This window comes from Paraburkholderia strydomiana (genome assembly GCF_031456815.1).
In the GTDB taxonomy this organism is placed as follows: Bacteria; Pseudomonadota; Gammaproteobacteria; order Burkholderiales; family Burkholderiaceae; genus Paraburkholderia; species Paraburkholderia caledonica.
Window position 1 is genome coordinate 343,212 of the sequence record NZ_JAVDVL010000003.1, and the last position, 14,893, is coordinate 358,104.

The 14,893-nt window shown below is 62.1% G+C and carries 11 protein-coding genes; 3 read left to right on the forward strand and 8 right to left on the reverse strand.

What is annotated here, in order from left to right; genetic code table 11:
• Positions 1-135: 135 nt before the first annotated feature.
• The 3 genes from J2W46_RS11110 to flhC all read left to right on the forward strand — a co-directional run bounded on the left by J2W46_RS11110 (position 136) and on the right by flhC (position 2,790).
• Complete coding sequence (locus J2W46_RS11110; protein WP_027777596.1) at positions 136-1,359, forward strand: YeeE/YedE family protein; 1,224 nt, start codon at positions 136-138, stop codon at positions 1,357-1,359.
• A 527-nt stretch (positions 1,360-1,886) separates the two neighbouring features.
• Entirely contained in the window at positions 1,887-2,207 is a 321-nt protein-coding gene (flhD, locus tag J2W46_RS11115; protein WP_020068239.1) for a flagellar transcriptional regulator FlhD, read from the forward strand.
• Positions 2,208-2,220: 13 nt separating this feature from the next.
• Positions 2,221-2,790, forward strand: a complete 570-nt coding sequence (gene flhC, locus J2W46_RS11120; RefSeq protein ID WP_020068238.1) for a flagellar transcriptional regulator FlhC — start codon at positions 2,221-2,223, stop codon at positions 2,788-2,790.
• 169 nt (positions 2,791-2,959) lie between these two features.
• Here the strand turns inward: flhC and J2W46_RS11125 are convergent, their stop codons facing one another.
• The 8 genes from J2W46_RS11125 to J2W46_RS11160 all read right to left on the reverse strand — a co-directional run bounded on the left by J2W46_RS11125 (position 2,960) and on the right by J2W46_RS11160 (position 14,882).
• Entirely contained in the window at positions 2,960-4,291 is a 1,332-nt protein-coding gene (locus J2W46_RS11125; protein ID WP_087753864.1) for an Nramp family divalent metal transporter, read from the reverse strand.
• Between the two features lie 59 nt (positions 4,292-4,350).
• A complete protein-coding gene (locus J2W46_RS11130; protein WP_310353639.1) occupies positions 4,351-5,553 on the reverse strand; it encodes an acyl-CoA dehydrogenase family protein in 1,203 nt (400 codons plus the stop codon).
• 199 nt (positions 5,554-5,752) lie between these two features.
• Positions 5,753-6,409, reverse strand: a complete 657-nt coding sequence (locus J2W46_RS11135; RefSeq protein ID WP_020068235.1) for a methionine ABC transporter permease — start codon at positions 6,407-6,409, stop codon at positions 5,753-5,755.
• Positions 6,402-7,562 (reverse strand): methionine ABC transporter ATP-binding protein, encoded by a 1,161-nt coding sequence (locus tag J2W46_RS11140; RefSeq protein WP_310353641.1) that lies wholly within the window; start codon positions 7,560-7,562, stop codon positions 6,402-6,404. The genes J2W46_RS11135 and J2W46_RS11140 overlap by 8 nt, the downstream gene beginning before the upstream one ends.
• A gap of 13 nt (positions 7,563-7,575) precedes the next feature.
• Positions 7,576-8,982, reverse strand: a complete 1,407-nt coding sequence (locus J2W46_RS11145) for an LLM class flavin-dependent oxidoreductase (protein WP_310353644.1) — start codon at positions 8,980-8,982, stop codon at positions 7,576-7,578.
• Positions 8,983-9,024: 42 nt separating this feature from the next.
• Positions 9,025-9,864 carry a MetQ/NlpA family ABC transporter substrate-binding protein gene (locus J2W46_RS11150; RefSeq protein WP_310353645.1) on the reverse strand — a complete coding sequence of 280 codons (840 nt, stop codon included), beginning with the start codon at positions 9,862-9,864 and terminating at the stop codon, positions 9,025-9,027.
• 223 nt (positions 9,865-10,087) lie between these two features.
• Positions 10,088-11,683, reverse strand: a complete 1,596-nt coding sequence (locus J2W46_RS11155) for an efflux transporter outer membrane subunit (protein ID WP_087753869.1) — start codon at positions 11,681-11,683, stop codon at positions 10,088-10,090.
• 13 nt (positions 11,684-11,696) lie between these two features.
• Entirely contained in the window at positions 11,697-14,882 is a 3,186-nt protein-coding gene (locus J2W46_RS11160) for an efflux RND transporter permease subunit (protein ID WP_310353650.1), read from the reverse strand.
• Between the last annotated feature and the right edge of the window lie 11 nt (positions 14,883-14,893).

The following is a 14,893-nucleotide window of genomic DNA, read 5'->3' on the forward strand; positions in this document are numbered from 1 at the left end:
GCGCCCCGCGCCTGCGAGGATATGCACTCCGTGCTATCTTTTTCGATCCTCATTGCGCTTTCGCTCGTCTGCCAACAACGCTCGCCAGCCGCCCGCCGGGCCGCCGGCGCGCGTGCGTTGACGGTCAATCTCATCATGTCCGAACTTTCCTCTACTCTTTCTCCCGCGCCACGCCGTTTCGACCTCAACCCGAAACCGCTTGCCGCGGCTCTCCTTCTGATCGCGCTCGGTGCCGTGTATCTGGCTCAGACCGTCAGTGGCCGTCAGGCCGCGCTCTATATAGTCGGTGCACTGCTCGGCATGTCGCTCTATCACGCGGCGTTCGGTTTCACGTCGGCGTGGCGGGTATTTATCGCCGACGGCCGCGGCGCCGGGCTTCGCGCGCAAATGCTGATGCTCGCCGTGGGCGTCGTGCTGTTCTTCCCGGTGCTCGCGTCGGGGACCTTGTTCGGCCATCCGGTGGTGGGGCTCGTTGCGCCCGCCGGCACGTCCGTCCTCGTCGGGGCCTTTATGTTCGGTATCGGCATGCAGCTGGGTGGCGGCTGCGCGTCCGGCACGCTGTACACCGTCGGCGGCGGCAGCACGCGGATGATCGTCACGCTCGCGGCATTTGTAACGGGCTCGGTGGTGGCGACCGCGCACATGCCGTTCTGGACCGCCCTGCCCGCCTTGAAGCCGCTGTCGATGGTCAACACGCTCGGCGCCGGCGCCGCGATCGCGCTGAACCTGGTCATTTTCGCGGCGATCGCGGCGCTGACCGTCATCGTCGAACGGCGGCGGCACGGGCGCCTCGTCAACGAGCCGGCACGTGCGCCGCGCGCATCGCCTTGGCTGCAAGGGCCGTGGCCGCTCTTTGTCGGCGCGCTCGCGCTTGTGCTGCTCAACTTCGCGACGCTCGCGCTGTCGGGCCGTCCGTGGGGCGTGACCTCGGCGTTCGCGTTGTGGGGCGCCAAGCTTTTTGCCGCGCTGGGCGTGGACGTGGCGAGCTGGCCGTACTGGGCGACCCGCGCGAACGCGGGCGCGCTGGCAGCGCCTGTTACACATGACGTCACCACGGTGATGGACGTCGGCATCATTCTCGGCGCCATGGCCGCCGCCGCGCTCGCCGGCCGCTACGCACCGGTCTGGAAAGTGCCGGCGCGCTCGCTGATCGCGGCTGTCGTCGGCGGCCTCCTGCTCGGCTACGGTGCCCGCCTCGCCTATGGTTGTAACATCGGCGCCTACTTCAGCGGCATCGTCTCAGGCAGCCTCCACGGCTGGCTGTGGCTCGTCGCCGCCTTCATTGGAAACGTGCTCGGCACGCGCCTGCGGCCCGCGTTTGGGCTCGAAGTCGAGCGAGTTCGCCCGACGGGCTGCTAATTCTTACCGATCCGGTTACAAACTCGCTGAGTTTGTAACCGGGGCGCCATCTTTTCGTTACAAAATCGGTCCGTCCCTGAAACGGGAAATCGGAAGGTAGTAATTACACGACTCAGCGCGCACTTTTCGCTTCGTTTCCATTCAGTCTTAATTACCGGTTCTCTCCGAACCGCCTCGGTGTTGCGCGGACGACACGGTCTAATCCCCGCCGCACAAGGGTTTTCATGGATCTGACGAAAGCTCGACAAGGCGGAAAAGGCGTCCAGCGCGGCCCATTACAGGCCCATGAAATTCTTACCGAAATTTCATGTACTTTTTCGAGATATTTTTTTGAGAAGGGATTGATTTCTGGTTTTGCCCTTCATACAATTCGTCCCAAGCTGTTACGAAATGTAACGCGATGTATCAAAAGGTCGCCATGTGTATCAGGGACGACTTGTAGCCGAAGGACAACGTTTTCGGCGAGGCATAAAAGACATAACGGCAAAAAGCCGACATAGTAATTCGGGGCTTCGGAAACAGAGAAAATGGACCGTAGCAGCGAGACGCTGGACTCAATCCGCGAGATTAACCTGTCGTACATCATGCTTGCGCAACGTATGTTGCGTGAGGACAAACCGATCGGAATGTTCCGTCTGGGTTTGTCGTCGGAACTGGCTGATCTGCTTGCCGGGCTGTCGCTCGCACAGATCGTCAAGCTGGCGTCTTCCGATCAGCTGTTGTGTTTCTTCCGCTTCAACGACCACTCGATGCTGTCGGCGTTGACGCAGACGACGAAGCACACCGCAGTTGCACCGACTCACGCGGCGATCCTGCTTGCAGGCCAGCCCGCTGAGCAATTTGCCTAATAGGGTGACTGCGATGCTCAAGCGTAGCCTGACGGAAGATGCACAAGAAGTGTTTCGTGCGATCGCGTTGATCGAACTCGGCGCACGCATGCAGGTGCTCGAGAGCGAGTTGACGCTCTCGCGTGACCGCATGATCCGCCTGTACCGCGAGGTGAAGGGCGTATCGCCGCCCAAGGGCATGCTGCCGTTCTCGGCGGACTGGTACATGACGTGGCTTGCGAACATTCACGCGTCGCTGTTCTACAACACGTACCTGTTCCTGAAGAACGAAGCGCGTTGCTCGCATCTCGATGCGCTGACCAAAGGGTATCGGCTGTATCTCGAACACTGCAAGCACAGCGAAACCGAACCGGTGCTCGACCTGACGCGCGCCTGGACGCTGGTGCGTTTCTTCGACGCTGACATCCTGCAGTTGACGAAGTGCTGCCGTTGCACCGGCAAGTTCGTCGCACACAAGCACGACCTGCAGCACAACGTCGTGTGCGGCGCATGCCAGCCGCCGTCGCGTGCCGGCAAGACGAAGAAAGCCGCAGCCGCTCGTCAGGAAGCACTCGAAGCCGCGCAGGTCGCCCAGGCCGCCTGAGCCACGCGGCTTGCCAGATTGAAATCCGATGACGGCTGGTCCGCCCGATTCGAATCCGAAGCCTTAAAGTAAAAGGTCCGCCAGTTTGCGCGGACCTTTTTTTGTTCGACGTTCGCGCTCTTCGCGCGGCAACGCGGCGATGCATCAGGCCGCGCCGCACTTCGCCCCTTCAGTCTCCAACGAGTCCCACCGTCTGCACGACGAGCCACAGGTTCGCCGCGGTAATCACCGCGAACAGCGTCCACGCGACGATCCGCGTGAGCAGCGTATTAGCGAACTCGCCCATCAGCGAGCGGTCGCCGGTCATGCGGATCAGCGGATAAAGCGCGAACGGCAATTGCAGGCTGAGCACGACCTGACTCGCGACGAGCAGCTTGCCCACCGCGCCGTTGCCCATCATCTGCACGCCGATCAGTGCGGGAATCAACGCAAGCGCCCGCGTGATGAAGCGCCGCTGCCAGCACGGAATCTTCAGCTTCAGGAAGCCTTCCATGATGACCTGCCCGGCAACCGTGCCGGTGAAGGTCGAACTTTGTCCCGACGCGAGCAGCGTGATCGCGAACAGCACCGCCGCGAAGCCGGTGCCGACAATCGGCGCGAGCAGCTTGTAGGCGTCTTCGATTTCGGTGACCTGATTATGGCCGGTCGCATGAAACGCGGCGGCCGCGAGAATCAGGATCGCCATGTTGATCATAAGCGCCAGCAGCAGCGACACGATGGTATCGATGCGCGACATGCCGATCGCGGAGCCGATGCTCGCCGGATCGCGCTTCACCGCTCGCGTTTGCACGATTGACGAATGCAGATACAGGTTATGCGGCATGACCGTCGCGCCGAGAATGCCGATCGCGAGATACACCGGTTCGCGCGAGCTCAACGCCTGCCACGACGGAATCAGCCCTTGCGCGACCGACGGCCAATGCGGCTTCACGAGTGCGAGTTCGACGATATACCCGACGCCGATCGTCGCGATCAGTCCAAGCATGATCGCTTCCAGATCGCGGAAGTTCTTGCCCTTCAGGCCGAGCACGATCAACGTGTCGAACGCGGTCAGCAGCACGCCCGTGGTAAGCGAACATTTGAAGAGCAGATGAAAAGCGAGCGCGCCGCCCAGCACTTCCGCGAGATCGCACGCGACGATCGAAAGCTCGGCAAGAAACCATTGCCCTCGCGCGACCGCAGGCGAATAACGCGCCCTCGACAATTCGGCCAGATCGCGCCCCGTCACGATACCCAGGCGCATGCTCAGACATTGCAACGCCATCGCCGCGAGACTCGACAGCATGACGACGAACAGCAGGCTGTAGCCGTAACGCGAGCCGGCTTCAATGTCGGTCGCCCAGTTGCCCGGGTCCATATAGCCGATGGAAACCAGCAGACCGGGGCCGGCGAACTGCAGGATCTTTTTCCAGAAAGGCGCGCCTTGCGAGACGGCGACCGAGCCTTGCACTTCAGACGGGCAAAACGGCGCTGTTGCCGTGGTCGGTAATTTGAACTGCAATCCGGAGATCTCTTGAGAAGGAATAAACGCGGCGCAGACTGGCTGCACCGCGGACCGCCTCAAGTGTACAAAGAAACTTCCGGCAATGTCCCGCTGAGTGCATAACGGCCGACATCGCGCACGCGATAGTCGAGCGGATCGTGCAGCGTGTGCACGCGGGCGTTGCGCCAGAAACGATCGAGCGCGAGCGGCGCATGTGTGGCGCGCGCGCCGCAGACGTCGAACAGTTTTTCGCTGACGTCGAGCGCCGCACGATGCGCGACGATTTTCGCCTCTGAAGTAGCGAGCGCAACGTGGGCTCGCGCTTCGGCGGAAAGCGACGGGCCTTCGCGCCACGCGGCATCGAGCGCTTGCGCGGCGCGCACGGCCAGCGCTTCGGCGCTCACCGCCTGAATACGCATCTCGCCAAAACGCTGGATCAAGTAAGGATCGTCGGTGGCTTTCGCCACGCCCGAAGTCATCCACGGCTTGCCATATTGCGTGACGTACGCACGCGCTTCATCGAGCGCGCCTTGTGCGATGCCCACGAACAGATTGGTCATGACCTGCTGCGAGACGAGCGTGCGCAAACTCGCATACGGCGTGTCGCCACGTTGCAAGACTTCTTCCGGTTCGACCCGGACCTGGACAAACGACACGCTGCCGCTGTCGGTCTGCCGCTGGCCGATCGGATTCCAGTCTTCGTTGACGGTGATGCCCTCGCGCGTGGTCGGCACGACTGCGAACATCGTGCTGCCGGTCTGCGGGTCGTGTCCGGAGACCGTCATCATGTGCGAGCCGCGCGTGCCCGAGCAAAAGCCTTTCTCGCCGTTCAGAACATAGCCGCCGTCGCCGGTTGCGTTGGCAACGAGCCGGGTGTCGAGCGGATTCACCGCGTTGCCCCACCACCAGCGCTCTTTTACCGTACCGCCCAGGTAGCGGGCACGCTGCTCCGCATTACCCCACACATAGACGCTGACCTCTTGCAAGAACGTGAAGCCGAGCAGATGCGCGAGCGCGCTGTCCACCTGCGCGATCTTACGAATGGTGTCGTAGATTTCCGGCCACGAAGCGCCCTCGCCGCCGAATTCGCGCGGCACGGCAAGCGCGAGCAAGCCCGCGTCGGCTATCCACTGTTTCTCCTGCGCGGCGTGGCCGCCCGCAAGGTCGCGCTCCGCGGCGCTCGCATGCAGTGCCGCGAGCAGGCCGGCGAGATCGCGCACGGCTGGTGCGGCGGACGCCTCGCGCGTCTGCAGCGCCGCGGTCTGGCGAAAATCGTTCATGCTGTTTCCACGTGATGATGTTTTCGAGGCGACCCTGCAGTGCAGGTGGAATGGGCTCGCGAGAGGCTTGCGGCGCATCCGGCAGCTTTCATGATAGGCGGTGAGGTCCGCGACCGATAGGGCGCGCGTCATTCGTCATGCGAATGCACTGTATCAGCAGGCCGACGCGAACACGGCAGTCAGTATGCGAACGCGCTCCTCACGCGCGCTGCGCGAGTCGCCGCACGAAGCGATCGCCCACCAGTTGCACCGTAGTTACGATCGCGATCAGCAACACGATCACCGTCACCATTACCGTCGTATCGAAACGCTGATAGCCGTAGCGGATCGCAAGATCGCCGAGGCCGCCTGCGCCAACCGCACCGGCCATCGCCGAAGATCCGATCATCGCGACTACGGTGATCGTAAAGCCGCCCACTATGCCTGGCAGAGCTTCGGGCAACAGCACATGCCAGATGATATGCCTGCGTTGTGCACCCATTGCTTGCGCCGCTTCTATCAGGCCGCGGTCCACTTCGCGCAGGCTCACTTCGGCTACGCGGGCGAGGAACGGAATCGCGGCAATGCTGAGCGGCACGATTGCCGCCCATACGCCGATAGTCGTGCCGATCAGCAAGCGCGTGAGGGGCAGCAGCGCGACCAGCAGAATGATGAACGGCGTCGAGCGAAACGCATTGACGAGCGCGCCGAGCGTGCTGTTCACCGCGCGCTTTTCGAAGATGCCGCCGCGCGTGGTCGTGACCAGCACCAGCGCCAACGGAATGCCGACCAGTGCCGCGATTACTGCGGACACGCCGACCATTACAACCGTATCGCGTATCGCCCCGACGAGTTCCGACAGCCAGAGATCAGACATAACCCAATACCTCGACGTGGTTAGCGTGGCCGAGCGCGCGTTCCACCAACGCGGCGACCTGCGCATGCACCGTGGCGCCCTTCTTTGCGCGGACCTGCGCGGACACGATGAGGCGCCCTTGCGCATGCCCTTGAATGCGGTCGATTCCACCATGCACGAAGCTCACGCCGCCTCCGTCGATGCTCAGCGCGGAAGTCAGACCGGCGAGGTCGGGGTCACGTGCATTGCCGCCAGTAAAGCGCACGTCGAGCAGAACGCGCGCGTCGGCTTGCGCGATCCCGGCAAGCGGCTTCACGCGATCGGCAAGATCCGCAGGCAAGTCGTGAACCAGCGTGCGCAGCAGCGCCCGCGTTGCATCGTGCTGCGGCTCGCCGAACACACGCCACACCGGACCCGTCTCCACTACGCGGCCACGCTCGATCACGGCGACCGTATCGCACACCTCACGAATCACCTGCATTTCATGCGTGATCAGAACGACGGTCAGGTTTAACCGACGGTTGATGTCGCGCAGCAGCGCGAGAATCGCTTGTGTCGTTTCTGGATCGAGTGCGGATGTGGCTTCGTCGCACAGCAGAATGTCGGGGTCCGTGACGAGTGCGCGCGCAATGCCGACACGCTGCTTCTGTCCGCCCGACAAGCTCGCTGGATAAGCGTCCCGCTTTGCCGCGAGGCCGACCAGTTCGAGCAACGCATCGACCTTCCTGTCGATCGCCGCTTTCGGTACGCCGGCAATCTTCAACGGCAATGCGATGTTCTCGCGCACGGTCTTCGCGGAGAGCAGATTGAAGTGCTGAAACACCATGCCGATGCGACGGCGCAGCGTCACGAGTCCGCGTTCGTCGAGTTCGCCGACATTGATTCCATTCACACGCACTGCGCCCGAACTTGGCTTTTCGAGTCCGTTCACGAGCCGCAGCAACGTGGACTTCCCTGCGCCGCTGCGGCCGATAATGCCGAACACCTCGCCGCGCGCAACGTTCAACGTCACCTCTGCGAGCGCCGCGGTCGGGGCACCGCTGGACCCCGCGAATACTTTGCCGACGTGGTCGAATACAACGGCCGACTGCGCCGGCGCCGCGTTCGCACGATGATCGGCCGCGGCAGACGGTGCATCTTCGATAAACTGCGGCACGTCGAAAAGATTAGCCATCGCTTCGTTCCTCTCAGGCTTCCACGGTTTGTTTGATGCCGCTTTGCGGCGCTCGCCGATGCTGTGCGCCGGCATGCACGTCCGGTAAACGCGCGCGGCCGCCGCCGAACAGCTTCTCCCGCAGCGTAGGCGCGGGATCGTAGTCTTCCTTGTAGACGCCGCGGTTCTGCAACTCCGGCACGACGAGGTCCACGAAGTCCTCGAACGATTCCGGCATCACCGTGCGTGTCAGATTGAAACCGTCGACGCCCGCTTCGTCGATCCACGAAACCAGTTCGTCCGCGATCTGCTGCGGCGAGCCCACCACCGGTTTTGCGCGACCGCCGAGCGTCATCTGTTCGAGTACTTTGCGCTTGGTCCAGACGCCGCTCACGCTCTTCTTCGAAATGGCTTCGACCGCCGATTGCATGGATTGCGTCTTTACATACGAGATCGGCTCATCCAGCTCGTATTGCGAAAAGTCGATACCTGTCGAGCTGGAAAAATGCGCGATGCCGCCTTCAGCGCTTGCATAGCGCCGGTACTCTTCGAACTTTTCCTGTGCGGCTCGTTCGGTTTCGCCGACCACCACGGTGATGCCCGCGAAGATCTTGATGTCGTCAGGCGAGCGCCCAAAGCTCACGGCTCGTGCGCGAATGTCGTCGACGATCGAACGCGTCAACTGCTTGTTCTGTCCGCCGACAAACACGCACTCCGCATGGCGCGCCGCGAAATCCACGCCGCGGCTCGACGATCCGGCCTGATACAACACGGGTGTGCGTTGCGGCGATGGCTCGCTCAAGTGAATCGCGTCGATGGAATAGAAAGGGCCGTCGTGTTTCACGCGATGCACCTTGCCCGGTTGCGAGAAGATGCGTGAAGCGCGGTCGCGCACCACCGCGTCGTCTTCCCAGCTTTGTTCCCAGAGCTTGTAGACCACATCCATATAGTCGTCGGCACGGTCATAGCGGTCATCGTGACTGATCTGTTGCGCGAGACCCATGCCGCGAGCGGCGCTATCCAGATAGCCGGTGACGATATTCCAGCCGACCCGCCCTTTGGTCAGATGGTCGAGCGTCGACATGCGCCGCGCGAACAGATACGGCGGCTCATACGTCAGATTCGACGTTACGCCAAAACCGATATGACGCGTCACATGCGCCATCGCGGGCACGATCAGCGAGGGATCGTTGATTGGAATCTGCACGGCTTCGCGTAACGGCGTGTCCGGGCCGCCCTGATACACGTCGTACACGCCGACAATATCCGCGAGAAAGATCCCGTCGAACTTGCCGCGTTCGAGCGTTTGCGCAAGACTCGTCCAGTAGTCGAGATCGGTGTAATGCGCCGAACGATCTCGTGGATGCGTCCACAAGCCGTGATTGATATGGCCCACTGCATTCATGTTGAATGCGTTCAACAGAATCTTCTTCTTCGGCATTGCGTCACTCCTGTTGTTTCTGATCAGCGCGAAATGCGCCGCTTACCAGGCGACCGCGTACAGAGTGCCGAATGCTTTGTCGAGCGCGGCGCGCACCGCCGGCGAATGCTGATAGATCGAAATGAACTTGCGAATGCGCGGATCGTTCACGCTCTCCGGACGCACGACCCACTGAATTGCGTAGTTCTTGTTCTCCAGACCGTCGAACAGCAGCGCGCTATTCGGGTCCGTCGTCCCCGCGAGCTTGATGAAGCTCGGATAGCCTTGCGCAAGATCGACATCGTCGAGCGAACGCGCCAGTTGCGATGCTTCGAGTTGAACGATCTTCAGATGCCGGGGGTTGTCGATAATGTCGAGCGTAGTTGCGCGATAGTCGATTCCGGGCGTCAGCTTGATGAGCCCCGCGCGTTGCAGCAGCAACAAGCCGCGCCCGCCATTGACGGGATCATTGGCGATAGCCACGGTCGCGCCGTCTTTCAACTCGTCGAAGCGTTTGATCTTCTTCGAGTACAGACCGATCTTCATGATCGTGCCAGGGGCAATTGCGACAAAGTTATAGCCGCCCTGCTTCTTCGCGTTCTCGAGAAACGGAATGTGTTGGAAGTAATTGACGTCGATATCCTTATTCGCGAGTGCGGCGTTCGGCGTGTTCCAGTCTGTGAATTCGATGACCTTCACGTCGAGCCCCTGCTCTTTCGCCTCGCGCACGGCTACTTTGAGTGCCTCGATTTGCGGACTCGTGGCCGTGCCGATTTTCAGTGTCGGCGCGTCCGCTGCGAATGCGGGCGCTGCGGGCAGAGCCAGTGCGAAGCCGAAGGCGCTGACAAGCGCGAGCGCCGGCGCGTGAAAAAAACGCCGCATGTTTGAAGCGAAATTGCGCATGGTGGACTCTTGTAGTCGATACGTGATTTGGTTCGCGGCGAGCCTGTTCGACAGCCCGCGTCATGGTGCGAATCATCATAGAGTCCACGATACCTACGGGTCTACGAACGGATTTTCGAATGGAAAGTGCTAAAAAAGATTTGCGCAGAAAAAAGCCGGACCGCGCTCATCGCGCGATCCGGCCTGTTTGCAGCACTCGGGTCCAGCCTCAGCAGTAAAACGTCTAGCGCCTGGCCACCTGCTCGGCAGGCGCCGCTGACGAAGCCGGCGTTGCAGCCGGTGCAGCGGAACCCACTGCGGTGTCGGACGCAGCCACATCGCCCCAGCCGCCGCCGAGGGCGCGAATCAGGTTGACCGTCGCGACAGCCTGCGTGCCCTGCAAGTGGCTCGCCTGCAGTTGCGTACTCAACACCTGCCGCTCGCCGTCGATCACGTCCAGATAGCTGACCGCGCCTTCGGTGTACTGCGTGCGCGACAGACGCGCCGCGCGCTGCGAAGCCTGCACGGCATTGTTCTGCTCGCGCATCTGATCGTCGAGCAGGCGCAGGTCGGCCAGGTTGTCCTCGACTTCGCGGAACGCGACCAGAACCTGCTGACGATACTGCGCGACGTCCTCGTCGTATTTCGCACGAGCCTGCGCGAGATTCGCCTTACGCCGGCCGCCGTCGAACAGAGGCAACGTCAATGCAGTGCCGGCAAACGGTCCGAGAATGAACGCGCGGCTCGACCACATGAACAGATTGCCCAAGGTTGCCGACTCATAGCCAAATGCGCCAGTGATATCGAGCTTCGGGAAAAACGCCGACTTCGCGAGACCGACACGCGCGTTTGCCGCCGCCATCGCGCGTTCGGCTGCCGACACGTCCGGCCGCCGTTCAAGCAGCGCCGAAGGCAAGCCCGGCGGCACGCGCGCCGCTACCGGCACGAGCGGCGCTTCTGCGAACGAGAAGTCTGCCGGCGGCTTGCCGAGCAGAATCGCGAGACTATGCTCTGACGCCGCGCGCTGACGTGCGACGCCCACGGCATCCGCACGCGCACTCGCAAGTTCGTTGCGGGCGCGAGAAACATCGAGCTCGCTGATGTCGCCTTCCTTGAAACGACGCTCGACGAGCTTCAACGTATCTTCACGCAATGCCACTGTGCGGCGGTACAAGTCCTGATCGGTATCGAGTTCGCGCAACTGGAAATAGTTTTGCGCGACGTCGGCCTGCAACGACAACTGCACCGAGCGGAACAGCGCTTCGCTTTGCTGCTCGTCCGCACGCGACGCATTGACGTTAGAGCCGACACGCCCGAACAGATCCGCTTCATACGACGCGCCGACCTGCGCACGCCAGATGGTGCCGGTCGTGCCGCCCGCGCTATCCGGCTGGAATTGCGACGCTGCGGACGCACGTTCGCGAGTCGGGCCGAAGCCCGCATCGATCTTCGGGAACCAGTCCGATTTGGCTGCACGCGTGACCGCACGGGCCTGTTGCACGCGCGCTGCTGCCGCCTTCAGGTCCTGATTCGCGGCGGCCGCCTGCTCTTCGAGCGCGTCGAGTTGCGCGTCGCCGAAAATCTTCCACCATTCGCCGCGATGCGCGTCGTCGGCAGGTTGCGCCGTCTTCCACGTGCCGGCGTCCGGTGCCGATGCAGCGGAGGGCGCCGAAGCTGCCGAGGCCCCCGAAGCCGCTACCGGGGCTTCCTTGAACGCGGTGGGCGTATCCACTTCCGGCCGCTTATAGGTGGGCTCCACCGAGCAGGCGGCGAGCAGTGCAAGCAGCAAACCGCTGGCTGCTGCCCGGCCCCATCCACTCAAACTTTCAAAGCGTTTCATTGTTGTTTTCTCCTCAGGCGTCCGTGACCGGTGCGCCAATGCGCGGCGAATCCTTCTGCGCGACATGAATCGTCCCGCCGGCCAACGTACGCAGCACCACATAGAATACCGGCGTGAGCATCAGCCCGAACAGCGTGACACCGAGCATGCCGAAGAACACCGCGACACCCATTGCGTGACGCATTTCCGAACCGGCTCCGGTCGACAGCACGAGCGGCACCACACCCATGATGAACGCGATCGACGTCATCAGAATCGGTCGCAGACGCAGCCGGCTCGCCTCAATCGCCGCCGACAATGGCGTATGTCCATCGTGTTCGAGTTCTCGGGCGAACTCCACGATCAGAATCGCGTTCTTCGCCGACAAGCCCACCAGCACCATCAAGCCGATCTGCGTGAAGATGTTGTTGTCGCCGCCCGTGAGCCACACGCCGGTCAGCGCAGACAGCACGCTCATCGGCACGATCAGGATCACGGCGAGCGGCAGCGTCAGGCTTTCGTACAGTGCGGCAAGCACGAGGAACACGAGCAACACGCTGATCGGGAACACCCACAGGCCCGCATTACCGGCGAGAATCTGCTGGTACGTGAGGTCGGTCCATTCGAGCTTCACGCCGCGCGGCAGAACTTCGGCCGCCACGCGCTCAGCCGCGGCTTGCGCCTGACCGGACGAGAATCCCGGCGCCGGTCCACCGTTGATGTCCGCTGCGGTATAGCCGTTGTAACGCACCACCATTTCCGGGCCGAACGTCGGCGTGACCGACACGAGCGACGACAACGGCACCATGTCGCCCGCGGCATTGCGCGTCTTCAGTTGCAGGATGTCGTCGGCGCGTTGACGGAACGGCGCGTCTGCCTGCACCCGCACCTGATACACGCGGCCAAAGCGGTTGAAGTCGTTCACATACAGCGAGCCCAGATAAATCTGCATCGTGTTGAACACGTCGGTAACCGGCACGCCGAGCTGCTTCGCCTTCACACGGTCGAGGTCCACGTTCAATTGCGGAACGTTGATCTGATAGCTGGAGAAGGTCGGACCGAGTTCAGGCGTTTGCGCGGCCTTCTTCACGAATGCCTCCGCCGCCTTGTTCAGTTCCGCGTAACCGAGCGCACCGTGATCCTCCAGTTGCATCTTGAAACCGCCGAGCGTGCCGAGACCGAGCACAGGTGGCGGCGGAAACACCGCGACGAACGAGTCCTTGATCGCACCATATTGCTGGTTCAACGCGCCGGCAATCGCACCCGCAGAGAGCTTCTTGTCGCCGCGCTCCTTGAACGGCTTGAGCGTGACGAACACAATGCCCGCGCTAGAACTGTTCGTGAAGCCGTTCACCGACAAACCCGGGAACGCCACTGCGCTTTCCACGCCCTTCTGCTTGAGCGCAATCGCGCTCATGTCGCGGATCACTTTTTCCGTACGATCCAGCGATGCGCCATTCGGCAACTGCGCGAACGCAATCAGGTACTCCTTGTCCTGCGCGGGCACGAAGCCGCCCGGCACGACACGCGAGATCAGCACCGTTGCACCGAGCAGAATCGCGTACACCGCGAGCATTGCACCCTTACGGCGCAGCACGCCGGTCACGCCGCGGCCGTATGCCGTCGAGCCGCGATGAAACACCTTGTTGAAGCCGTTGAAAAAGCGGCCCAGCACGCGGTTCATCACACGCGTCAGCAGGTCTTCCTTCGCACCGTGACCGCGCAGCAGCATGGCGGACAACGCCGGCGACAGCGTCAACGAGTTGAACGCCGAGATCACCGTCGAGATCGCGATGGTCATCGCGAACTGCTTGTAGAACTGACCCGTGAGGCCCGTCATGAACGCGAGCGGCACGAACACGGCGACGAGCGTGAGCGCGATGGCGATAATCGGCCCGCTCACTTCCTGCATCGCCTTATAGGTTGCATCGCGCGCACTGAGCCCGCTTTCGATATTCCGTTCGACGTTCTCCACCACCACGATCGCATCGTCCACCACGATCCCGATCGCGAGCACCATGCCGAACAACGACAACGCATTGATCGAGAAACCGAACGCAAGCAACAGCGAGAACGTACCGACAATGGACACCGGCACGGCGATCAACGGAATGATCGATGCACGCCACGTCTGCAGGAACACGATCACGACGATCACCACCAGCGCGATTGCTTCGAGCAGCGTATGCACGACCGCCTCGATACTCGAGCGCACGAACTGCGTCGGGTCGTAGACGATCTTGTATTCGACGCCCGCGGGCATGTCTTGCGCGAGGTCCTTCATCGCGGAGCGAACTTCATCGGAAATCGCGAGCGAGTTCGCGCCTGGCGCCTGGTTGATTGCGAGCGCAACCGCCGGCTTGTTGTCGAGCAACGAACGCAGACCGTATTCCGACGCGGCCAGTTCGACACGAGCGATGTCACGCAGATAAGTCACGCCGCCATCGGGCGCGGTTTTCACGATGATGTCGCCGAATTCGCCCTCGGTCTTCAGACGGCCGCGCGCATTGACCGACAACTGCAATTGCGTACCTGGCACCGAAGGCGATGCGCCGATCACACCGGCCGCCACCTGAATGTTCTGCTCGCGAATCGCGTTGACCACTTCTGTCGCTGTCAAACCGCGTTGCGCGACCTTCTGCGGATCGAGCCACACACGCATTGCGTAGTCGCCCGAGCCCCACAATTGAACCTCGCCGACGCCCTGAATACGCGCGAGCCGGTCCTTGACGTTCAGCAGCGCGTAGTTGCGCAGATACGTCATGTCGTAGCGGTTATTCGGCGAGATCAGGTGGACCACCATTGTCAGCGTGGGCGAACTCTTGATCGTCGTCACGCCGAGCCGTTGGACGTCTTCCGGCAAACGCGGCAGTGCCTGGTTCACGCGGTTCTGCACCAGTTGCGTCGCGAGGTCCGGGTTCGTGCCGAGCTTGAACGTGACCGTCAGCGTGAGATTGCCGTCGCTATTTGCTTGCGACTGCATATACAGCATGTTCTCGACGCCGTTGATCTGCTCTTCGAGCGGCGAAGCGACGGCTTCCGCGATCACTTTCGGATTTGCGCCAGGATACTGCGCGTGCACCACGACCGACGGCGGGACCACTTCGGGGTACTCGGAGATCGGCAGCTTGAAGAGCGAAATGACGCCCGCCAGCAGAACCAATACCGATAGCACGCCCGCAAAGATCGGCCGATCGATGAAGAATTTGGATATGTTCATTGGAAGCTCTT